Source organism: Streptomyces sp. NPDC088254, assembly GCF_044740925.1.
GTDB lineage: Bacteria > Actinomycetota > Actinomycetes > Streptomycetales > Streptomycetaceae > Streptomyces.
Genome location: NZ_JBIURQ010000013.1, coordinates 61,699 through 83,933, shown reverse-complemented (window position 1 = coordinate 83,933; position 22,235 = coordinate 61,699). Strand labels below are relative to the sequence as shown.

Below are 22,235 nucleotides of genomic sequence, written 5' to 3'. Positions count from 1 at the left end.
ATTCGACCATCACGCAGCTCAAGGAGAGTCAACGAGCGATGGCCGGTCCAGCGTTCCGCGCCGCCGCCGTCCGGGTGCGCGTCCCCGCCACCAGCGCCAACATCGGCCCGGGCTTCGACGCCCTGGGCCTCGCGCTGGGGCTCTATGACGACGTCGTGGTCCGGGTGGCCGACTCAGGGCTGCACATCGACATCGCGGGTGAGGGCAGCGAGACCCTGCCGCGCGACGAGCGGCACCTCCTCGTCCGCTCCCTGCGCACCGCCTTCGACATCCTGGGCGGCCAGCCGCGCGGCCTGGAGATCGTCTGCGCCAACCGCATCCCGCACGGCCGGGGCCTCGGCTCCTCCTCCGCCGCCATCTGCGCCGGCATCGTCGCCGCCCGGGCGGTGACCATAGGCGGCGAGAACAAGCTCGACGACACCGCCCTCCTGGAGCTCGCCACCGAGATCGAGGGCCACCCCGACAACGTCGCCGCCTGTCTGCTCGGCGGGTTCACGCTCTCCTGGATGGAGGCCGGCGCCGCCCGTGCCATCAGGATGGAGCCCGACGATTCCATCGTTCCGGTGGTTTTCGTGCCCGGCAAACCGGTGTTGACCGAGACCGCGCGCGGACTGCTCCCGCGCTCCGTGCCGCATGTCGACGCCGCCGCCAACGCGGGCCGCGCCGCCCTGCTCGTCGAGGCGCTGACCAGGCGACCCGAGCTGCTGCTGCCCGCCACCGAGGACCGCCTCCACCAGGAGTACCGCGCGCCGGCGATGCCGGAGAGCGCCGCGCTGGTGGAGCGGCTGCGCGCCGACGGGATCCCCGCCGTGATCTCCGGCGCCGGACCCACCGTGATGGCGCTGGCCGACGTGGCGACGGCCGACAAGGTCGAGGCCCTGGCCGGTCGGGAATGGGCGGCGAACAGGCTGGTCCTCGACCTGCAGGGAGCGAGCGTTCTGCCGCTCGCTGCCACCGGCGACCTCCAGTAACGCGTGGTTGCCGGATTTCGAGAGGGGGAATGTTTGTTGGATCCGGTAGTGTTAACCTCAAGTCTGCACCCGACCCCACCATGGCGAGGTGCTTCGTGTCCCCGTCCGGGACAGACATTCTTCCGGGAGCTCCCCACGCCGCACTGCGTTCCGTACGTCGTACCTGGGCAGTACGCCGTACAGCGACGCTGAGCGGTCCGACGGGCACGCTCCGGAATCGGTGCGACCAGGCTGCGTGACACCGCGTGTCATGCCTCGTCGAGGAAGCGCCATCACCAGAAATCTCTTCCGCCGCTATGGCGGACCACCGCCCCGGCTTCGCCACATCAAGGCACGAAGCCGGACAGCACAACCGGTCGCCGAGCCAGACAGGCCGACGTCCGCTCCAGGGAAGGACCCTTCGTGAGCGACACCACCGATCTGATGGGCGCACGTGTCGAGGAGACCGCTGCCGCGCCCGCCACGGACGCCTCCGCGCCTGCCACCGGTGCCGGCTCCCGGCGGCGCCGCGGTACCGGCCTCGAGGGCATGGTGCTGGCCGAGCTGCAGCAGGTCGCATCCGGCCTCGGCATCAGGGGCACCGCGCGCATGCGCAAGAGCCAGCTGATCGAGGTCATCAAGGAGGCGCAGGCGGGATCCGGCGCACCGGCCGCGAAGGCCGACGCCGTCGCCGAGACCAAGCCCAAGCGCCGCGCCACCTCCAAGGCCCGTACGGGTGAGGCCCCCGCCGAGAAGAAGGCGGACGCCGCCCAGGCCGAGGCCCCCGCCGAGAAGGCCGTGGCCCAGCAGCAGATCGAGATCCCCGGCCAGCCGGCCGGAGCCGACGCGCCCACCGAGCGCCGTCGCCGCCGCGCCACCGCCGAGGCGGGCAGCCCCGAGACCGTGGCGGCCGAGGCGAAGAGCGCGGCCAAGGCCGAGACGCCCGCCCCGGCGCAGAACGACCAGGGCCAGCCGCAGGGCGACGCCAAGGGCGACGACGCCGAGAGCCGCCGCCGCGACCGCCGTGAGCGCGGCCGTGACCGCGACCGCCGCGGCAAGGGCGACGACCAGCAGGGCCAGGGCGGTCAGCGCGACCGCGGCCAGCAGCAGGGCGGCCAGCAGCAGGGCGGCGGCCGTCAGGACCGCCAGCAGCGCGACAACGGCCCGCAGGACGACGACGACTTCGAGGGCGGCCGGCGCGGTCGCCGCGGCCGCTACCGCGACCGCCGGGGCCGTCGCGGCCGTGACGAGATGAGCGGCCCCGAGCCGCAGATCGCCGACGACGACGTCCTGATCCCCGTCGCGGGCATCCTGGACATCCTCGACAACTACGCCTTCATCCGCACCTCGGGCTACCTGCCCGGCCCCAACGACGTGTACGTCTCCCTCGCCCAGGTCCGCAAGAACGGCCTGCGCAAGGGCGACCACCTCACCGGCGCCGTGCGTCAGCCGAAGGAAGGCGAGCGCCGCGAGAAGTTCAACGCGCTGGTGCGGCTCGACTCCGTCAACGGCATGGCCCCCGAACACGGCCGTGGACGCCCGGAGTTCAACAAGCTGACCCCGCTGTACCCGCAGGACCGCCTCCGTCTGGAGACCGACCCGGGCGTCCTCACCACGCGGATCATCGACCTCGTCTCGCCCATCGGCAAGGGCCAGCGCGGTCTGATCGTGGCCCCGCCGAAGACCGGCAAGACCATGATCATGCAGGCGGTCGCCAACGCGATCACCCACAACAACCCCGAGTGCCACCTGATGGTCGTCCTCGTCGACGAGCGTCCGGAAGAGGTCACCGACATGCAGCGGTCGGTGAAGGGCGAGGTCATCTCCTCGACCTTCGACCGCCCGGCCGAGGACCACACCACGGTCGCCGAGCTCGCCATCGAGCGCGCCAAGCGTCTCGTCGAGCTGGGCCACGACGTCGTCGTGCTGCTCGACTCGATCACCCGTCTGGGCCGTGCGTACAACCTCGCCGCGCCCGCCTCCGGCCGCATCCTCTCCGGTGGTGTCGACTCGACGGCGCTGTACCCGCCGAAGCGCTTCTTCGGTGCGGCCCGCAACATCGAGGACGGCGGCTCGCTCACCATCCTCGCCACCGCGCTGGTGGACACCGGGTCCCGCATGGACGAGGTGATCTTCGAGGAGTTCAAGGGCACCGGCAACATGGAGCTCAAGCTCGACCGGAAGCTCGCCGACAAGCGCATCTTCCCGGCGGTGGACGTCGACGCGTCCGGCACCCGCAAGGAGGAGATCCTGCTCGGCAGCGAGGAGCTGGGCATCGTCTGGAAGCTGCGCCGGGTGCTGCACGCGCTCGACTCGCAGCAGGCCATCGAGCTGCTCCTCGACAAGATGAAGCAGACGAAGTCGAACGCCGAGTTCCTGCTGCAGATCCAGAAGACGACGCCTGCGCCGGGCAACGGGGACTGACGCTTTACGCTCCGCTGGAGGGGCCGCGACTTTCCGACGTGGTTCGGTGCGGCGCCGTAGTGGCTGGTCGCGCAGTTCCTCGCGCCCCTTGAGGGCGTTGTCCGTAGGTGCCTCAGGGCCGCCACCCGAATCCGGGGGGCGGCCCTTCGCCTTGGCCGAGACGTTTGCCACAGGGGCCCGGGAGCGGTCGGGGTGGGGGCCCCGGGAAACGTGCAGGTGAGCGGCGGGCGTGTGGGGGCTCGGGGTGCGGATTGGGGGGGGTCGGTGGTATGGGGCGGTGTCGGGTGTTGTGCAACCCTTTCCCGAGTTTCGCCGTCTGGTCGGGCGGAGCGACGATGGTGCGGTGAGGGTCCGATCGGACCGAGCCGGACGAGGGGGTAACCGAAACCGGACGAGAACCGAGGAGAGCATGTCCGCCGAGAGCACGCCGGATCCCGCCATACCGGGGCAGCCCGTCACGCCGGGAGAGGCCCGCGCACAGTACGTGGCCGCCACCCGCCCCAGAGGCAAGGGGCGCCGCCGCAAGCCGCGCGCCCGCCGCAAGGGCCTCGTCATCGCGGCCTGGACCGCCGCGGGCATCGCCGTCCTCGGCGGCACCGGCGCCGGATACGTGTTCTTCAAGCTCAACGGCAACATCAAAAGCGTCGACATCGACCAGGCCCTCGGCGCCGACCGGCCCGACAAGGCGGACAACGGCTCCGAGAACATCCTCGTCCTCGGCTCCGACACCCGCGCCGGCTCCAACAGCAAGCTCGGCGGCGGCGAGGACGACGGAAGCGCCCGCTCCGACACGGCGATGATCGTGCACGTCTACAAGGGGCACAAGAAGGCCAGCGTGGTCTCCATACCCCGCGACACCCTCGTCGACCGGCCCGCGTGCACCGACGCCGAGGGCGGCGCGCACGACGCCGCCGAGGACGTCATGTTCAACTCGGCGTACAGCACGGGCGGCGCGTCCTGCGCGGTGAAGACGGTCGAGTCGCTGACGGGCGTCCGCATGGACCACTACCTGGAGGTCGACTTCTCCGGCTTCCAGAAGCTCATCGACGAGCTCGGCGGCGTCGGCATCACCACCACGAAGGACATCGACGACCCCGACAGCCACCTGCACCTCAAGGCCGGACGGCACACGCTCGACGGCCGGCAGGCCCTCGCCCTCGTGCGCACCCGGCACGGCGTGGGCGACGGCTCCGACCTCGGCCGCATCCAGCTCCAGCAGGCCTTCGTCAAGGCGCTCGTCGCGCAGGTCAAGCACATCGGCCTCTTCTCCGGCGGCACCCGGCTGTACGACCTCGCCGACACCGCCACCAAGACGGTGACCACCGACTCCGACCTCGGCTCGCTGAACTCCCTGATGTCCTTCGCCGAAGGCCTCAAGGGCATCGGCGCGGGCAACATGGACATGGTCACCACGCCGGTGCAGTACGACCCGGCGAACCCCAACCGCGTCCTGCTGCAGAAGCAGAAGGCGCAGTTGATCTGGAAGGCGCTCAAGGACGACCGGCCGATCCCCGGGACGGCCACCGAGGGCAACGCCAGCGGCGAGGCGGCGGGCGTCGTCACCCCGTGACCCCCACCCCGTGACCCCCACGCCGTAACCGTCACCCAGGAGCCCTCCCCGGCCCCCGTCGACGGCCACGGGAATACAACGGCGCCCCCTCCGGTTTGGGGGGATGGCACCAGTCCTGGCAGACTGGTACGTCGGCTCCGGTTCACGCATCCGCATCCCGCGGCGGCGACCCGGCGCCCTCCCGAAACCTAGGAGACACCTTGAAGCGCGACATCCACCCCGCGTACGTCGAGACGCAGGTCAGCTGCACCTGCGGCGCGTCGTTCACCACCCGTAGCACGATCGAGGCCGGCACCATCCGCGCCGACGTCTGCTCCGAGTGCCACCCGTTCTACACGGGCAAGCAGAAGATCCTCGACACCGGTGGCCGTGTGGCCCGCTTCGAGGCCCGCTTCGGCAAGGCCGCCGGCTCCAAGAAGTAGCGAGCCTGATTTCGCCGGTCCTCGGCCGCGCCCCGTGGGGTGCGCCGGGACCGGCGTTTTTGGTCGCCCGCCTTTCCTTCCGTCCGCAGTATCAGGAGCCAGAGATGTTCGAGGCCGTCGAGGAACTCGTCGGTGAGCACGCCGACCTGGAGACGAAGCTCGCCGACCCGTCGGTCCACGCCGACCAGGCCAACGCGCGCAAGCTGAACAAGCGCTACGCCGAGCTCACCCCGATCGTCGCCACGTTCCGCTCCTGGAAGCAGACCGGCGACGACATCGACACCGCACGCGAACTCGCCGCCGACGACCCGGACTTCGCCGCCGAGGTCAAGGAGCTGGAGAAGCAGCGCGAGGAGCTGACGGACAAGCTCCGCCTGCTGCTCGTCCCGCGCGACCCCAGCGACGACAAGGACGTCATCCTGGAGATCAAGGCGGGCGCGGGCGGCGACGAGTCCGCCCTGTTCGCCGGCGACCTGCTGCGCATGTACCTGCGCTACGCGGAACGGGTCGGCTGGAAGACCGAGATCATCGACGCCACCGAGTCCGAGCTCGGCGGCTACAAGGACGTCCAGGTGGCGGTCAAGACCCGCGGTCAGAGCGAGCCCGGCCAGGGCGTGTGGGCCCGCCTGAAGTACGAGGGCGGCGTGCACCGCGTGCAGCGCGTCCCCGCGACCGAGTCGCAGGGCCGCATCCACACCTCCGCCGCCGGCGTGCTCGTCACCCCCGAGGCGGAGGAGGTCGACGTGGAGATCAACCCCAACGACCTCCGCATCGACGTCTACCGCTCCTCCGGGCCCGGCGGCCAGTCCGTCAACACCACCGACTCCGCCGTGCGCATCACGCACATCCCCACCGGCGTCGTCGCATCCTGCCAGAACGAGAAGAGCCAGCTGCAGAACAAGGAGCAGGCGATGCGCATCCTGCGCTCCAGGCTGCTGGCTGCCGCGCAGGAGGAGGCGGAACGGGAGGCCGCGGACGCCCGCCGCAGCCAGGTCCGCACCGTCGACCGCTCCGAGAAGATCCGCACGTACAACTTCCCGGAGAACCGCATCTCCGACCACCGGGTCGGCTTCAAGGCCTACAACCTGGACCAGGTCCTGGACGGCGAGCTCGACGCGGTGATCCAGGCCTGCGTCGACGCGGACTCCGCAGCCAAGCTAGCGGCCGCGTAACGCGTAAGAGGCACCCACGCACGAGGACGACACGGAGGACGAGCGTGCAGCGATCCATTGGGGGGCGACCCCCGAGCCCCCGCAGTCTGCTGCTCGCTGAGGTAGCTCAGGCCACCCAGCGGCTGGCCGACGCCGGCGTGCCCTCGCCGCGCACCGACGCCGAGGAACTCGCCGCGTTCGTGCACGGTGTGAAGCGCGGCGCGCTCCACACCGTGCACGACTCCGACTTCGACGCCCGGTACTGGGAGGTCATCGCCCGGCGCGAACAGCGCGAGCCGCTCCAGCACATCACCGGGCGGGCCTACTTCCGCTATCTGGAACTCCAGGTCGGACCAGGGGTGTTCGTGCCCCGCCCGGAGACCGAGTCCGTCGTCGGGTGGGCCATAGACGCCGTGCGGGCCATGGACGTCGTCGAACCGTGCATCGTCGACCTGTGCACCGGCTCCGGCGCCATCGCGCTCGCCCTCGCCCAGGAGGTGCCGCGCGCCGGCGTGCACGCCGTGGAGCTGTCCGAGGACGCCTTGGTGTGGACCCGCAAGAACGTCGAGGGGTCCCGCGTCGACCTGCGCCAGGGCAACGCCCTCGACGCCTTCCCCGACCTCGACGGCCAGGTCGACCTGGTCATCTCCAACCCGCCGTACATCCCGCTCACCGAATGGGAGTACGTCGCCCCCGAGGCCCGGGACTACGACCCCGACCTCGCCCTGTTCTCCGGCGAGGACGGACTCGACCTCATCCGGGGCATCGAACGCACCGCACACCGGCTCCTGCGCCCCGGCGGCGTCGTCGTCATCGAGCATGCCGACACCCAGGGCGGCCAGGTGCCGTGGATCTTCGCCGAGGAGCGGGGCTGGGCCGACGCGGCCGACCACCCCGACCTCAACAACCGCCCCCGCTTCGCCACGGCCCGCAAGGCGACGCCGTGAGCGCCACCCACACTCTCGACCGGCAGTACGTGCACGAGGAGGCCCGCTAGACATGGCTCGGCGATACGACACCAACGACGCGACCGACCGCGTGACCGGTCTGCGCGAGGCCGCGTCCGCCGTCCGCCGTGGCGAGCTCGTGGTCCTGCCCACGGACACGGTGTACGGCATCGGCGCGGACGCCTTCTCCTCGGAGGCGGTCTCCGACCTGCTGGAGGCCAAGGGACGGGGCCGCAACATGCCCACCCCCGTGCTGATCGGCTCCCCGAACACGCTCCACGGTCTCGTCACCGACTTCTCCGAGCTGGCCTGGGAGCTCGTCGACGCGTTCTGGCCGGGCGCGCTCACGCTCGTCGCCAAGCACCAGCCGTCCCTCCAGTGGGACCTCGGCGACACCCGTGGCACGGTCGCCGTGCGCATGCCGCTGCACCCGGTCGCCATCGAACTGCTCACCGAGGTCGGCCCGATGGCGGTCTCCTCCGCGAACCTCACCGGACACCCCGCGCCGGAGAACTGCGACTCCGCTCAGCAGATGCTCGGCGACTCCGTCTCCGTCTACCTCGACGGCGGCCCGACGCCCGGCATCGTGCCCTCGTCGATCGTCGACGTCAGCCGCGAGGTGCCGCTGCTGCTGCGCGCGGGCGCGATCTCCGCGGACGAGCTGCGCAAGGTCGTACCCGACCTCGAGGTGGCGAATTGACAGCCCCTGACGCGGGGCGTGGCATAGGCAACGGGGTCAGGGCCGCGGAGGAGACGACGACGTTCGGGTTCCCCCGTGACACCTTCCGCATCCTCCACGTCAGCACCGGCAACGTGTGCCGCTCGCCGATCACCGAGCGGCTGACCCGGCATTTCGTGTCGCAGCGGCTCGGGGTGCTGGGCGGCGGGCTGATCGTGGAGAGCGCGGGCACCTGGGGCCACGAGGGCGCGCCGATGGAGGCCAACGCGGAGGCCGTGCTGGCCGACTTCGGCGCGGACGCGTCCGGGTTCACCGGCCGGGAGCTGCTCGACGAGCACGTGATCCGGGCGGACCTGGTGCTGACGGCCACACGTGACCACCGGGGTCAGGTCATCTCCATGGGGCACTCGGCGGGGCTGCGCACGTTCACGCTCAAGGAGTTCACCCGGCTGGTCAACGCGATCGACCCGGCGACGCTGCCTCCCCTCGAAGAGGGCGTCGTGATGCGGGCCCGGGCGCTGGTGCGGGCGGCCGCGGCGCTGCGGGGCTGGCTGCTCGCGCCCACGGCGGAAGCCGACGAGGTGTACGACCCGTACGGGGCGCCGCTGCCGTTCTTCCGGTCGATCGGCGACGAGATACACCAGGCGCTGGACCCCGTGGTCACGGCGCTCACCGGGGTGCCCGCGCGGATGTAGCGGGCCTGCCGCCGGGCGGTGATGCGCGGGCCCGGTACCGGCGGCCTACATTGGACGTACGGCATCGTCGACGGTCCGGAGTGCGTCATGTCGCTCACCCATGTCAGCGCGGCCGCCGATGCGCTGCGGCGGCAGGACCCCGAGCTCGCCGGGGTGCTGCTGGGGGAGCGCGAACGGCAGGCGTCGACGCTCCAGTTGATCGCCGCCGAGAACTTCGCCTCGCCCGCCGTGCTGGCCGCGCTCGGCTCGACGCTCGCGAACAAGTACGCGGAAGGCTACCCGGGGGCCCGCCATCACGGCGGCTGCGAGATCGTCGACGTCGCCGAACGCCTCGCCGTGGAGCGCGCCGAGACGCTGTTCGCCGCCGAACACGCCAACGTGCAGGCGCACTCGGGGTCGTCGGCGGTGCTGGCCGCGTACGCGGCGCTGCTGCGCCCCGGGGACACCGTCCTCGCCCTCGGCCTGTCCTGCGGCGGTCACCTCACGCACGGCTCGCCCGCCAACTTCTCCGGCCGCTGGTTCGACTTCGTGCCTTACGGGGTGGACGCCGAGAGCGGGCGCATCGACCACGAGCAGGTGCGGACGCTGGCCCGCGCCCACCGGCCCAAGGCGATCGTGTGCGGGTCCATCGCCTACCCGCGCCACATCGACTACGCCTTCTTCCGGGAGGTGGCCGACGAGGCCGGCGCGTACCTCATCGCCGACGCCGCCCATCCCATCGGCCTGGTCGCCGGCGGAGCGGCGCCCTCGCCGGTGCCGTACGCCGACGTGGTCTGCGCGACCACGCACAAGGTGCTGCGCGGGCCGCGCGGCGGGATGCTGCTGTGCGGCAGCGAGCTCGCCGAGCGCGTCGACCGGGCGGTGTTCCCTTTCACACAGGGCGGTGCGCACATGCACACGATCGCCGCGAAGGCGGTCGCGTTCGGCGAGGCCGCTACACCCGCGTTCGCGGTGTACGTCCATCAGGTGGTCGCCAACGCGCGGGTGCTCGCGGCAGGGCTGGCGGCGGAGGGTCTGGCCGTCACCACCGGCGGCACGGACACACATCTGATCACCGCCGACCCCGCGCCCCTCGGTCTGGACGGGCGCACCGCGCGTGGCCGGCTCGCGGCGGCGGGCCTGGTGCTGGACTGCTGCGCCCTGCCGCACGCCGACGCCCGCGGTCTGCGCCTGGGCACGGCCGCGCTGACCACGCAGGGCATGGGGGAGGGGGAGATGGGGCGGCTCGCCAAGGTGATGGCGGGCGTGCTGAGGGACGAGGTGGAGCTGAAGAGGGCGCGTGAGGAAGTGAGGGAGCTCGCAGGGGCGTTTCCGCCGTATCGGGACTGAACCGGGGTAGGCGCGCTCCCGTACACAGCCACACATGCAACCATCGTGGCTACCCGTAAGTCCCCAACCATATGCGGCCGTCGCTAGGGTGTGGGGCTGTGATGGCCAGCGAGACCTGTGGGGAAGCCCGTGCGTGAATACCTGCTGACGCTCTGCATCACGGCCGCGGTTACGTATCTGCTGACAGGGCCGGTGCGCAAATTCGCGATCGTGGCCGGAGCGATGCCGGAGATCCGGGCACGTGACGTGCACCGGGAGCCCACTCCGCGGCTCGGCGGGATCGCGATGTTCTTCGGCCTGTGCGCCGGACTGCTGGTCGCCGACCATCTGACGAACCTCAACGAGGTCTTCGACAAGTCCAACGAGCCGCGGGCGCTGCTGTCCGGGGCGGCCCTGATCTGGCTGATCGGCGTCCTGGACGACAAGTTCGAGATCGACGCCCTGATCAAGCTGGGCGGTCAGATGATCGCCGCCGGTGTGATGGTCATGCAGGGTCTGACGATCCTGTGGCTGCCCATCCCGGGCGTCGGCAACGTGGCGCTCACCCAGTGGCAGGGCACGCTGCTGACCGTGGCGCTGGTCGTCATCACGATCAATGCGGTCAACTTCGTGGACGGTCTGGACGGTCTGGCCTCCGGCATGGTGTGCATCGCCGCCACCGCGTTCTTCCTGTACGCCTACCGCATCTGGTACTCGTACGGCATCGAGGCCGCCGCCCCGGCGACGCTCTTCTCGGCGATCCTGATGGGCATGTGCCTGGGCTTCCTGCCGCACAACATGCACCCGGCGCGGATCTTCATGGGCGACTCCGGGTCGATGCTGATCGGGCTGGTGCTGGCCGCCGGCGCGATCTCCATCACGGGGCAGGTCGACCCGGACGTGATGAACCTGTTCTCCGGTTCGGAGCGCGAGACGGTGCACCAGACGGTGCCGGTCTACATCCCGCTGCTGCTGCCGCTGACGATCATCGCGATCCCGGCCGCGGACCTGATCCTGGCGATCGTGCGCCGTACCTGGCGCGGCCAGTCGCCGTTCGCGGCGGACCGGGGGCATCTGCACCACCGGCTGCTGGAGATCGGCCACTCGCACAGCCGCGCGGTGCTGATCATGTACTTCTGGTCGGCGCTGATCGCCTTCGGCGCGCTCGCCTACTCGGTCAACTCGGCGTCCATGTGGATCGTCCTGGGCGTGGTGTTCCTCAGTGCGGTCGGGCTCGGGCTGCTGCTGATGCCGCGGTTCACTCCGCGTGCCCCGCGCTGGGCGGAGGCGTTCGTGCCGCCGCGCTACCGCCGCCGCAAGGTCCTGCCGGCCGCCGCGGCCGCGGGACCGGGGGAGCCTGGCGAGGGCGACCAGGAGGAGCCGCGAACTCCTGTGGCGGTCGGGGTCTCCGGGGTCAACGGGGCGACCGCCGTGGGCCCTCGTTCGCGTGCGGCAAGGTAAGAATCTGACGAGAGCATTGCCAAGTCGTGGGGAAGCCGACGGGTGGCAAAGCGCCCAATACCAGACAAGTGGGCGCGGTTTCTGCACAGACGCGCACTGTCATTCTCATGTGTGACAGCAAGCACACCATCCAGGTAAAGACCTCATCAAATAGTTTGTGATACGGTTCACGAGAACCCGGGATAGAGCCGAAGGACCGTAGTGCGACGGTCCATTGGTGTGAGGTCTTCACCCTGTCGGACCGGGACTACGCTCGTCCATGACGACACCCTGCCCCCTGTGAAAGCGGAGTTGCCGCCATGCCGTCCAACGACGTCCGGATCCTGGCCCAGGCTGCCGTGCCCACGGCTGCCGTCGGCGCGATTGCCGCCGTCGTCGGCGGTGTCATCGCCGGCGGCAAGGGGGCGGTCGGTGCGGTCGTCGCGACGCTCGTGGTCATCCTCTTCATGGGTATCGGTCTCTACGTCCTGCAGCGCACCGCCAAATCGCTTCCGCACCTGTTCCAGGCGATGGGCCTGATGCTCTACGCGGCACAGATCCTGCTGCTGTTCGTCTTCGTCTCCGTGTTCAAGAACACGACGCTGTTCCACCCCAAGGTCTTCGCCATCACGCTGGTCGTCGGCACCCTCGCCTGGATCGCCGCACAGACGCGTGCCCATATGAACGCCAAAATCCTTTACGTCGAGCCCGATTCGACGACGGGCCCGAAGCCCGAAAAATCGGGGCACTCGTCGTGAGGAGTAGGGCCGGGATAAAGAGGCGTGAGATCTCCTGCTATCGTCCGGTGCCAACTGCGGCATCGCGGGCGCGGGCATCCGAGCTGACGCCTGCTCCATCGCGAGGCGAGATGCCCCCAAGCCGCCCCCACATCCGTAACACCAGTCCCGTGCCGAACCGCGGCCCCGCGCCGCGCCGACACAACGAGGTTGCCGTACCCATGCGTCACGCCGAAGGAGCCCGCGGTGAGTGCTGACCAGACCCAGCTCGCCTTTGACTGGAGCTGTCGGATCATGTCCGACAACGGGTGTGGTTTTCCGGCTCCGGGCCTGCACTCGTTCCTCTTCAAGCCGATCGCCACGGTCGGGGGGTTCGAGTTCAACAAGGTGATGCTGCTCGCCATCGTCACCACCCTCGTGGTCGTCACCTTCTTCACCCTCGCTTTCGGCAAGGCGAAGGTCGTGCCGGGCAAGCTCCAGATGATCGGCGAGGCCGGCTACGACTTCGTACGCCGTGGCATCGTCTACGAGACCCTCGGGAAGAAGGAGGGCGAGAAGTTCGTCCCCCTCATGGTCTCGCTGTTCTTCTTCATCTGGATCATGAACATCTGGTCCGTGATCCCGCTGTCGCAGTTCCCCGTGTCGTCGATCATCGCCTACCCGATGGTGCTGGCCGCGATCGTCTACGTGGTGTGGGTCTCCATGACCTTCAAGCGGCACGGTTTCGTCGGCTTCTTCAAGAACGTCACCGGTTACGACAAGGAACTCGGCCCGGTCCTCCCGCTCGTGATGGTCATCGAGTTCTTCTCGAACCTGCTCGTTCGCCCCTTCACGCACGCGGTCCGACTCTTCGCCAACATGTTCGCCGGCCACCTGATGCTGGTGATGTTCACCGTCGCCTCCTGGTATCTGCTGAACAGCTGGATGATCCCGGCCGCCGGTGTCTCCTTCGTCATGACGATGGTCATGATCGTTTTCGAGCTCTTCGTGCAGGCGGTTCAGGCGTACGTCTTCGTCCTCCTCGCCTGCTCGTACATCCAGGGCGCTCTCGCCGAGCATCACTGAGCCCCAGTCCCTCAAGCCCCTGATCGTCCGGTGGCCAACCCCCGCCGGTCCATGAAAAAGAAGGAAGATTCAGCATGGCTGCCCTTGAGACCCTCGCCGCTGTCGAAGGCAACATCGGTTCCATCGGCTACGGCCTCGCCGCCATCGGCCCCGGCGTCGGCGTCGGCATCATCTTCGGCAACGGCACCCAGGCCCTCGCCCGCCAGCCCGAGGCGGCCGGCCTGATCCGCGCCAACCAGATCCTCGGCTTCGCCTTCTGTGAGGCGCTCGCCCTCATCGGCATCGTCATGCCGTTCGTCTACGGATGATCGAGCCCTGACGAGCGAACCTGCCAACGAAAGGCACTGATGTGATCGCCAACCTGGTGCAGCTGGCGGCCGAGGAGAAGCAGAACCCGCTTATTCCTCCGGGCCCCGAGCTGCTCGTCGGCACCATCGCCTTCGCCATCGTCTTCTTCTTCTTCTGGAAGAAGCTGCTCCCGAACATCAACAAGGTTCTGGAAGAGCGCCGCGAGGCGATCGAAGGCGGTATTGAAGAGGCCGAGGCCATGAAGGTCGAGGCCCAGAGCGTCCTTGAGCAGTACAAGGCGCAGCTCGCCGAGGCCCGGCACGAGGCCGCGCGTCTGCGCCAGGAGGCGCAGGAGCAGGGCGCGACCCTCATCGCGGAGATGCGCGCGGAGGGTCAGCGGCAGCGCGAGGAGATCGTCGCCGCCGGCCACTCCCAGATCGAGGCCGACCGCAAGGTCGCCGCGGCCGCGCTGCGCCAGGACGTCGGCAAGCTCGCCACCGAGCTGGCCGGCAAGCTCGTCGGCGAGTCCCTCGAGGACCACGCCCGGCAGAGCCGCGTCATCGACCGCTTCCTCGATGAGCTCGAGGAGAAGGCCGAGGCGTCGCGATGAACGGAGCGAGCCGCGAGGCCCTGACAGCCGCACGCGAGCGTCTCGACGCGCTGACGGACTCCACGTCCGTTGACGCGACGCGGCTCGCCGACGAGCTGGCGGCCGTCACCGCGCTGCTCGACCGCGAGGTGTCGCTGCGTCGGGTCCTCACCGACCCGGCGCAGGACGGCGAGGCCAAGGCCGAGCTGGCTCAGCGCCTGCTCGGCGGCCAGGTCAGCGGCACCACCGCCGACCTGGTGGCCGGACTGGTGCGCTCCCGCTGGTCGCAGCCGCGCGACCTGGTGGACGCGCTGGAGGAGCTGGCGAACATCGCCGACCTCACCGCCGCGCAGAAGGCCGGCACGCTCGACGACGTCGAGGACGAGCTGTTCCGCTTCGGGCGGATCATCACCTCGAACACCGAGCTGCGCGCCGCGCTGACGAACCGGAAGGCCACCGCCTCCGCCAAGGGCGAGCTGCTGCGCAGCCTGCTGGGCGGTCGTGCGGACGCGGCCACCGTGCGTCTGGTGACGCGCCTTGTCACCGCGCCGCGAGGCCGTAGCCTGGAAGCGGGACTCGAGTCCCTGTCCAAGCTCGCCGCCGAGCGCCGGAACCGCGTCGTGGCCGTCGTCACGTCCGCCGTGCCGCTGAGCGACCCGCAGAAGCAGCGCCTGGGCGCCGCCCTCGCGAAGCTCTACGGCCGCCAGATGCACCTCAACCTCGACGTGGACCCCGAGGTCCTCGGCGGGATCCGGGTGCAGGTCGGCGACGAGGTGATCAACGGCTCCCTCGCGGACCGCATCGAGGACGTCGCCCGCCGCATGGCGAGCTAGCAGCAAGAAGACCGCAGTACGTACGCAAGCGGCCCTGGTTGGGCCGTGCAGAGGATTCACCTCTTTCAGGGGGGAGTCCGGGATTCAGACATCCCCCCAAAGTGAAACTTCGGGCCCAACAAGGAGAGCAGGGAACCCAGATGGCGGAGCTCACGATCCGGCCGGAGGAGATCCGGGACGCGCTGGAGAACTTCGTCCAGTCGTACAAGCCGGACGCGGCCTCGCGCGAGGAGGTCGGTACGGTCACCCTTGCCGGCGACGGCATCGCGAAGGTCGAGGGCCTGCCCTCGGCCATGGCCAACGAACTGCTGAAGTTCGAGGACGGCACCCTCGGCCTCGCGCTCAACCTGGAAGAGCGCGAGATCGGCGCCATCGTCCTCGGTGAGTTCAGCGGCATCGAGGAGGGTCAGCCGGTCACCCGTACCGGCGAGGTCCTGTCCGTGGCCGTCGGCGAGGGCTACCTCGGCCGTGTCGTCGACCCGCTCGGCAACCCGATCGACGGCCTCGGCGAGATCGAGACGACCGGCCGCCGTGCCCTGGAGCTTCAGGCTCCCGGCGTCATGGCCCGTAAGTCGGTGCACGAGCCGATGGAGACCGGCTACAAGGCCGTCGACGCGATGACCCCGATCGGCCGTGGCCAGCGTCAGCTGGTCATCGGTGACCGCCAGACCGGCAAGACCGCCCTGGCCGTCGACACGATCATCAACCAGCGCGACAACTGGCGCTCGGGCGACCCGAAGAAGCAGGTCCGCTGCGTCTACGTCGCCATCGGCCAGAAGGGCTCGACCATCGCCTCCGTGCGTGGCGCCCTCGAAGAGGCCGGCGCGCTGGAGTACACGACCATCGTCGCCGCCCCGGCGTCCGACCCGGCCGGCTTCAAGTACCTCGCGCCGTACACCGGTTCGGCCATCGGCCAGCAGTGGATGTACGAGGGCAAGCACGTCCTCATCATCTTCGACGACCTGTCGAAGCAGGCCGACGCCTACCGCGCCGTGTCGCTGCTGCTGCGCCGCCCGCCGGGCCGCGAGGCCTACCCGGGTGACGTCTTCTACCTGCACTCCCGTCTGCTGGAGCGTTGCGCGAAGCTCTCCGACGAGCTGGGCGCCGGCTCGATGACCGGTCTGCCGATCGTCGAGACGAAGGCCAACGACGTCTCGGCGTTCATCCCGACCAACGTCATCTCCATCACCGACGGCCAGTGCTTCCTGGAGTCGGACCTGTTCAACGCCGGTCAGCGTCCCGCGCTGAACGTCGGTATCTCGGTCTCCCGCGTCGGCGGCTCGGCCCAGCACAAGGCGATGCGCCAGGTGTCCGGCCGTCTCCGCCTCGACCTGGCCCAGTACCGCGAGCTGGAGGCGTTCGCCGCCTTCGGTTCCGACCTGGACGCCGCGTCGAAGTCGCAGCTGGAGCGTGGTCAGCGTCTGGTCGAGCTGCTCAAGCAGCCGCAGTACCAGCCGATGCCGACCGAGGACCAGGTCGTCTCCGTGTGGGCCGGCACCACCGGCAAGATGGACGACGTCCCGGTCTCCGACATCCGCCGCTTCGAGAAGGAGCTGCTCGAGTACCTGCACCGCAAGGAGCAGGGCCTCATGACCTCCATCAAGGAGGGCGCGAAGATGTCGGACGACACCCTCACCGCTGTGGCCGACGCGATCGCCGAGTTCAAGAAGCAGTTCGAGACCTCGGACGGCAAGCTTCTCGGCGAGGACGCCCCCGCCGCGGCCAAGTGACGTAGGAAGGGACCTGACTCATGGGAGCCCAGCTCCGGGTCTACAAGCGTCGCATCCGATCCGTCACCGCGACCAAGAAGATCACCAAGGCGATGGAGATGATCGCCGCCTCGCGCGTCGTCAAGGCGCAGCGCAAGGTGGCGGCCTCCACGCCGTACGCGACCGAGCTCACCCGCGCGGTCACGGCGGTCGGCGCCGGCTCGAACACCAAGCACGCGCTGACCACGCAGGCCGACAAGGTCGTGCGGTCCGCGGTGCTGCTCCTGACGAGCGACCGCGGTCTCGCCGGCGCCTTCAACTCCAACGCCATCAAGGCCGCGGAGCAGCTGACGGCACGTCTCGAGGCCGAGGGCAAGCAGGTCGACACGTACATCGTCGGCCGGCGTGGTCTCGCGCACTACAACTTCCGTGAGCGCAAGGTCGCCCAGTCGTGGTCGGGCTTCACGGACGAGCCGACGTACGCGGACGCCAAGAAGGTCGCGGCCCCGCTGATCGAGGCCATCGAGAAGGACACGGCGGACGGCGGCGTGGACGAGATCCACATCGTCTTCACCGAGTTCGTCTCGATGATGACGCAGACGGCCCTCGGTGACCGTCTGCTGCCCCTCAGCCTCGACGAGGTGGCGAAGGAGGCCGCCCCCAAGGGCGAGATCCTCCCGCTGTACGACTTCGAGCCGTCGGCGGAGGACGTCCTCGACGCCCTTCTGCCGCGCTACGTCGAGAGCCGCGTCTACAACGCGCTCCTTCAGTCGGCAGCCTCGAAGCACGCCGCCACGCGGCGCGCGATGAAGTCGGCGACCGACAACGCGGGAGAGCTGATCGAGACGCTCTCACGCCTTGCCAACGCGGCCCGCCAGGCCGAAATCACCCAGGAAATCAGCGAGATCGTCGGTGGCTCCGCAGCCCTGGCCGACGCGACCGCGGGGAGTGACAGGTAATGACGACGACAGTTGAGACGGCCGTTGCCACGGGCCGCGTCGCCCGGGTCATCGGCCCGGTCGTCGACGTGGAGTTCCCCGTCGACGCCATGCCGGAGATCTACAACGCCCTTCACGTCGAGGTGGCCGACCCGGCCCAGGACGGCGCGAAGAAGACGCTGACCCTGGAGGTCGCCCAGCACCTGGGTGACGGCCTGGTCCGCACCATCTCCATGCAGCCCACCGACGGTCTGGTCCGCCAGGCCCCGGTCACCGACACGGGCACGGGCATCACCGTCCCCGTCGGCGACTTCACCAAGGGCAAGGTGTTCAACACCCTCGGTGACGTGCTGAACGTCGACGAGCAGTACGACGGCGAGCGCTGGTCCATCCACCGCAAGGCCCCGAACTTCGACGAGCTCGAGTCGAAGACCGAGATGTTCGAGACCGGCGTCAAGGTCATCGACCTTCTCACCCCGTACGTCAAGGGTGGAAAGATCGGTCTGTTCGGCGGCGCCGGCGTCGGCAAGACGGTGCTCATCCAGGAGATGATCTACCGCGTCGCCAACAACCACGACGGTGTCTCCGTGTTCGCCGGCGTCGGTGAGCGCACCCGTGAGGGCAACGACCTCATCGAGGAGATGGCCGACTCGGGCGTCATCGACAAGACCGCCCTGGTCTTCGGTCAGATGGACGAGCCCCCGGGCACCCGTCTGCGCGTGGCCCTCGCCGGTCTGACCATGGCGGAGTACTTCCGCGATGTGCAGAAGCAGGACGTGCTGTTCTTCATCGACAACATCTTCCGCTTCACCCAGGCCGGTTCCGAGGTGTCGACCCTGCTCGGCCGTATGCCCTCCGCGGTGGGCTACCAGCCGAACCTGGCCGACGAGATGGGTCTCCTCCAGGAGCGCATCACCTCGACCCGCGGTCACTCGATCACCTCGATGCAGGCGATCTACGTCCCCGCGGACGACCTGACCGACCCGGCCCCGGCCACCACGTTCGCCCACCTCGACGCGACGACGGTTCTCTCCCGTCCGATCTCCGAGAAGGGCATCTACCCGGCCGTGGACCCGCTGGACTCCACGTCCCGCATCCTGGACCCGCGCTACATCGCGGCGGACCACTACACCACCGCGATGCGGGTGAAGAACGTCCTGCAGAAGTACAAGGACCTCCAGGACATCATCGCCATCCTCGGCATCGACGAGCTCGGCGAGGAGGACAAGCTCACCGTCCACCGCGCCCGTCGCGTGGAGCGCTTCCTGTCCCAGAACACCCACGTCGCCAAGCAGTTCACCGGCGTCGACGGGTCGGACGTCCCGCTGGACGAGTCGATCGCCGCGTTCAACGCGATCATCGACGGCGAGTACGACCACTTCCCGGAGCAGGCGTTCTTCCTCTGCGGTGGCATCGAGGACCTGAAGAAGAACGCGAAGGAGCTGGGCGTCTCCTGAGCTGACGGCTCTTGAGCGGTCCGTCCGCTCACGTCCGTGAGCCGCGTGCTCACACCGGAGGGGGCGGGGTTCGTCCCGCCCCCTCTTTCACGCCCCTTAGACTTGTAACCAACACCCGGCAGACGCCGGGTGGTGACCCGAGGAGCCACCTTGGCTGCTGAGCTGCACGTCGCGCTGGTCGCGGCCGACCGAGAGGTCTGGTCCGGCGAGGCCACCCTGGTCGTCGCGCGCACCACGTCCGGCGACATCGGCGTCATGCCCGGTCACCAGCCGCTGCTCGGTGTGCTGGAGTCGGGCCCGGTGACCATCCGTACGAGTGACGGTGGAACGGTCGTCGCCGCGGTGCACGGCGGTTTCATCTCGTTCGCGGACGACAAGCTGTCGCTGCTGGCCGAGATCGCCGAGCTGTCGGACGAGATCGACGTCCAGCGCGCGGAGCGCGAGCTGGAGCGTGCGAAGGCGGAGGGCGATGCCACCGCCGAGCGCCGCGCGGACGTACGACTGCGCGCGGCGGCGGCGAGCTGACCCAGCTCACCGTGTGATGACGTCACTCAGCCGCGGCCGGCACCGGAGCGATCCGGAGCCGGCCGCGGCTGTGGCAGATCTGGATGTTTTTTCCGTTCCGTTACCTGTCGAAGGTACCTAGGAGACGAGGAGGTCGGTGTCGATGGTCCTCGCTCTGACTGTGTGCGGAATCGTCGTGGCGCTGGTGGCGCTGGGGCTGTTCGTCTTCGGCCTGCGCCGCAGGCTCATCCAGCGCTCCGGCGGCACCTTCGACTGTTCCCTGCGCTGGGACGTGCCCGAGCAACCGGACCCGAGCGGAAAAGGCTGGAGCTACGGCGTCGCCCGCTACAACGGCGACCGCATCGAGTGGTACCGCGTCTTCTCCTATGCCTACCGGCCGCGCCGCGTCCTGGAACGCGCCTCGATCGAGGTGGCAGGCCGCCGCCTTCCCGAGGGCGAGGAGGAGCTGGCGCTGCTGTCCGACGCGGTGATCCTCGCCTGCGTCCACCGGGGCACGCGGCTGGAACTGGCGATGAGCGAGGACGCGCTGACCGGTTTCCTCGCGTGGCTGGAAGCAGCCCCGCCCGGACAGCGGGTGAATGTGGCGTAGCCGCATTCACCCGCTGGTTGGGGGTCCCCCCGGACGAAGTCTGGGGGAGCGTCGACGTCGCTCAGTGGCTACAGGTTGTTGCTGATGGCGTTCACCAGTTCGCCGTTCGCCGTGTCTCCGCTGAACTCCCAGAAGAACGCGCCGCCCAGGCCCTGGTTCTTCGCCCAGTTCATCTTCGTGGCGATGGTGGCCGGGGTGTCGTAGGACCACCAGTTGCCGCCGCACTTCGCGTAGGCAGTGCCGGCGATCGTGCCGGTGGCCGGACAGGACGTCTTGAGGACCTTGTAGTCCTCGATGCCCTGCTCGTAGGTGCCCGGGGCCGCTCCCGTGGCGGTGCCGCCCGGGGCTTCCTGGGTGACGCCGCTCCAGCCGCGGCCGTAGAAGCCGATGCCGATGAGCAGCTTGTTCGCCGGCACGCCCTTCGCCTTGTACTTGGCCATCGCGTCGGCCGTGGTGAACCCGGCCTGCGGGATGCCGCTGTAGGAGGTGAGCGGCGAGTGCGGGGCCGTCGGTCCCTGGGCGGCCCAGGCGCCGAAGAAGTCGTAGGTCATCACGTTGTACCAGTTGACGTAGGCCGCGGCGCCCCCGTAGTCGGCGGAGTCGATCTTGCCGCCGGAGGAGCCGTCGGCCGTGGTGGCCGCGGTGACCAGGTAGTTCGCGCCGAACTCGGCGCGCAGCGCCGCCATCAGGTTCTTGAAGGCCGCGGCGCCCGAGGTGTCGCAGGACAGCCCGCAGGCATTGGGGTACTCCCAGTCGATGTCGATGCCGTCGAAGACGTCGGCCCAGCGCGGGTCCTCGACCAGGTCGTGACAGGACCGCGCGAACGCGGCGGGGTTGGCGGCGGCCTGGCCGAAGCCGCCGGACCAGGTCCAGCCGCCGAAGGACCACAGCACCTTGATGTGCGGGTACCTGGCCTTCAGCTGGCGCAGCTGGTTGAAGTTGCCGCGCAGCGGCTGGTCCCAGGTGTCGGCGACGCCGCTGACCGACTGGTCGGCGGTGAAGGCCTTGTCGTAGTCGGCGAAGGAGTCGCCGATCGCGCACCGGCCGTTCGTGACGTTGCCGAAGGCGTAGTTGATGTGGGTGATCTTGGCAGCCGAGCCGGACGTCACCAGGTTCTTGACGTTGTAGTTGCGGCCGTAGATGCCCCACTCGGTGAAGTAGCCGAGCTTGACCTTGTCGCCGGTGGGCGGGGGCTCGGTGGTGCCGCCGGTGGTGCGCACGGCGCGGGCGCCGCTGACCGGGCCGCTCTGGTCGGCGGTGTCACGGGCGCGGACGGTGTAGGAGTAGTCCGTGCCGGCCGTCAGCCCGGTGTCGGTGTACGAGGTCGTCGCGACGGTGGCGATCTTGGCGCCGTCGCGCAGCACGTCGTAGTTCTTGACGCCCTTGTCGTCGGTGGCGGCCGACCAGCTCAGCTTCACCGAGGTGTCGGTGACGGAGGAGGCCGTGGGGGTGCCCGGGGCGGACGGGGGCGCGTCGCCGGGGACCGAGGTGCCGTCACAACTGCCGCCGTTGAGCTTGCAGTTGGCGGGTGAGCCGGAGCCGGAGCCGTTGAACCCGAAGGAGAGGGAGGCGTCGGGGGCGAGGGTGCCGTTCCAGGACTTGTTCTTCGCGGTCCAGTGGGTGCCGGCGGAGGTGACGTCGGCGTCCCAGGCGGAGGTGACGGACGTGCCGGAGGGGAAGTCCCACTCGACGGTCCAGGAGGTGAGGGTGGTGGTGCCGGTGTTCTTCACCGTCCACTTGCCCTCGAAGCCGGTGCCCCAGTCCTGGGGCTTGGTGTAGGAAGCGGTGGCGGAGGGGGCCGCCTCGGCGGGGCTCGCGAGACCGACCAGTCCGGCGAAGGGGAGCAGCAGGGTGACCAGCCCTGCCGCGACTCGGTTCCTGAAGCGCATCGTGCGCCTCCTCGGGGGAGTTGTGGGGGG

Annotated in this window: 21 protein-coding genes; 20 read left to right on the top strand and 1 reads right to left on the bottom strand. The window is 69.6% G+C overall.

What is annotated here, in order from left to right:
- Positions 1 to 38 precede the first annotated feature (38 nt).
- From thrB to ACIOC0_RS32885, 20 genes are all read left to right on the top strand, one after another.
- Positions 39 to 971 carry a homoserine kinase gene (thrB, locus tag ACIOC0_RS32980; protein WP_351338480.1) on the top strand — a complete coding sequence of 311 codons (933 nt, stop codon included), beginning with the start codon at positions 39 to 41 and terminating at the stop codon, positions 969 to 971.
- Positions 972 to 1,373: 402 nt separating this feature from the next.
- A complete protein-coding gene (gene rho / locus ACIOC0_RS32975; RefSeq protein WP_402159395.1) occupies positions 1,374 to 3,374 on the top strand; it encodes a transcription termination factor Rho in 2,001 nt (666 codons plus the stop codon).
- 409 nt (positions 3,375 to 3,783) lie between these two features.
- A complete protein-coding gene (locus tag ACIOC0_RS32970; RefSeq protein WP_402159394.1) occupies positions 3,784 to 4,944 on the top strand; it encodes an LCP family protein in 1,161 nt (386 codons plus the stop codon).
- A 200-nt stretch (positions 4,945 to 5,144) separates the two neighbouring features.
- On the top strand, positions 5,145 to 5,366 hold the full coding sequence (gene rpmE / locus ACIOC0_RS32965; protein WP_189942647.1) for a 50S ribosomal protein L31: 222 nt from the start codon (positions 5,145 to 5,147) through the stop codon (positions 5,364 to 5,366).
- A gap of 104 nt (positions 5,367 to 5,470) precedes the next feature.
- On the top strand, positions 5,471 to 6,538 hold the full coding sequence (gene prfA / locus ACIOC0_RS32960; protein ID WP_402159393.1) for a peptide chain release factor 1: 1,068 nt from the start codon (positions 5,471 to 5,473) through the stop codon (positions 6,536 to 6,538).
- Between the two features lie 86 nt (positions 6,539 to 6,624).
- Positions 6,625 to 7,464: a peptide chain release factor N(5)-glutamine methyltransferase gene (gene prmC / locus ACIOC0_RS32955; RefSeq protein WP_356680738.1), complete on the top strand. Its 840-nt coding sequence runs from the start codon at positions 6,625 to 6,627 to the stop codon at positions 7,462 to 7,464.
- 52 nt (positions 7,465 to 7,516) lie between these two features.
- Positions 7,517 to 8,164: an L-threonylcarbamoyladenylate synthase gene (locus ACIOC0_RS32950; protein WP_130443482.1), complete on the top strand. Its 648-nt coding sequence runs from the start codon at positions 7,517 to 7,519 to the stop codon at positions 8,162 to 8,164.
- The gene (locus tag ACIOC0_RS32945) at positions 8,161 to 8,838 is read left to right on the top strand and encodes a protein-tyrosine-phosphatase (RefSeq protein ID WP_130443480.1); all 678 of its coding nucleotides are present in this window, start codon (positions 8,161 to 8,163) and stop codon (positions 8,836 to 8,838) included. The genes ACIOC0_RS32950 and ACIOC0_RS32945 overlap by 4 nt, the downstream gene beginning before the upstream one ends.
- An 87-nt stretch (positions 8,839 to 8,925) precedes the next feature.
- Positions 8,926 to 10,167 carry a serine hydroxymethyltransferase gene (glyA, locus tag ACIOC0_RS32940; protein ID WP_402159392.1) on the top strand — a complete coding sequence of 414 codons (1,242 nt, stop codon included), beginning with the start codon at positions 8,926 to 8,928 and terminating at the stop codon, positions 10,165 to 10,167.
- 129 nt (positions 10,168 to 10,296) lie between these two features.
- Entirely contained in the window at positions 10,297 to 11,607 is a 1,311-nt protein-coding gene (locus tag ACIOC0_RS32935) for an MraY family glycosyltransferase (RefSeq protein WP_402159391.1), read from the top strand.
- 299 nt (positions 11,608 to 11,906) lie between these two features.
- A complete protein-coding gene (locus ACIOC0_RS32930; RefSeq protein ID WP_402159390.1) occupies positions 11,907 to 12,344 on the top strand; it encodes a hypothetical protein in 438 nt (145 codons plus the stop codon).
- Between the two features lie 273 nt (positions 12,345 to 12,617).
- On the top strand, positions 12,618 to 13,388 hold the full coding sequence (gene atpB, locus ACIOC0_RS32925) for a F0F1 ATP synthase subunit A (protein WP_402159675.1): 771 nt from the start codon (positions 12,618 to 12,620) through the stop codon (positions 13,386 to 13,388).
- A 74-nt stretch (positions 13,389 to 13,462) separates the two neighbouring features.
- Positions 13,463 to 13,696, top strand: coding sequence for an ATP synthase F0 subunit C (gene atpE, locus ACIOC0_RS32920; RefSeq protein WP_031485821.1), 234 nt, complete (start codon positions 13,463 to 13,465; stop codon positions 13,694 to 13,696).
- Between the two features lie 41 nt (positions 13,697 to 13,737).
- Positions 13,738 to 14,286 carry a F0F1 ATP synthase subunit B gene (locus tag ACIOC0_RS32915; protein ID WP_130443472.1) on the top strand — a complete coding sequence of 183 codons (549 nt, stop codon included), beginning with the start codon at positions 13,738 to 13,740 and terminating at the stop codon, positions 14,284 to 14,286.
- Positions 14,283 to 15,098, top strand: a complete 816-nt coding sequence (locus ACIOC0_RS32910; protein ID WP_402159389.1) for a F0F1 ATP synthase subunit delta — start codon at positions 14,283 to 14,285, stop codon at positions 15,096 to 15,098. The genes ACIOC0_RS32915 and ACIOC0_RS32910 overlap by 4 nt, the downstream gene beginning before the upstream one ends.
- A 140-nt stretch (positions 15,099 to 15,238) precedes the next feature.
- Positions 15,239 to 16,828: a F0F1 ATP synthase subunit alpha gene (gene atpA / locus ACIOC0_RS32905; RefSeq protein ID WP_130443468.1), complete on the top strand. Its 1,590-nt coding sequence runs from the start codon at positions 15,239 to 15,241 to the stop codon at positions 16,826 to 16,828.
- A 20-nt stretch (positions 16,829 to 16,848) separates the two neighbouring features.
- The gene (locus tag ACIOC0_RS32900) at positions 16,849 to 17,766 is read left to right on the top strand and encodes a F0F1 ATP synthase subunit gamma (RefSeq protein WP_130443466.1); all 918 of its coding nucleotides are present in this window, start codon (positions 16,849 to 16,851) and stop codon (positions 17,764 to 17,766) included.
- The gene (gene atpD / locus ACIOC0_RS32895) at positions 17,766 to 19,202 is read left to right on the top strand and encodes a F0F1 ATP synthase subunit beta (protein ID WP_351098995.1); all 1,437 of its coding nucleotides are present in this window, start codon (positions 17,766 to 17,768) and stop codon (positions 19,200 to 19,202) included. The genes ACIOC0_RS32900 and atpD overlap by 1 nt, the downstream gene beginning before the upstream one ends.
- Before the next feature lie 150 nt (positions 19,203 to 19,352).
- On the top strand, positions 19,353 to 19,727 hold the full coding sequence (locus tag ACIOC0_RS32890; protein ID WP_130443462.1) for a F0F1 ATP synthase subunit epsilon: 375 nt from the start codon (positions 19,353 to 19,355) through the stop codon (positions 19,725 to 19,727).
- Between the two features lie 142 nt (positions 19,728 to 19,869).
- Positions 19,870 to 20,316: a DUF2550 domain-containing protein gene (locus ACIOC0_RS32885; RefSeq protein WP_402159388.1), complete on the top strand. Its 447-nt coding sequence runs from the start codon at positions 19,870 to 19,872 to the stop codon at positions 20,314 to 20,316.
- A gap of 68 nt (positions 20,317 to 20,384) precedes the next feature.
- On the opposite strand, the gene ACIOC0_RS32880 is transcribed toward ACIOC0_RS32885, so the two are convergent.
- The gene (locus tag ACIOC0_RS32880) at positions 20,385 to 22,205 is read right to left on the bottom strand and encodes a glycosyl hydrolase family 18 protein (RefSeq protein WP_402159387.1); all 1,821 of its coding nucleotides are present in this window, start codon (positions 22,203 to 22,205) and stop codon (positions 20,385 to 20,387) included.
- Positions 22,206 to 22,235 lie beyond the last annotated feature (30 nt).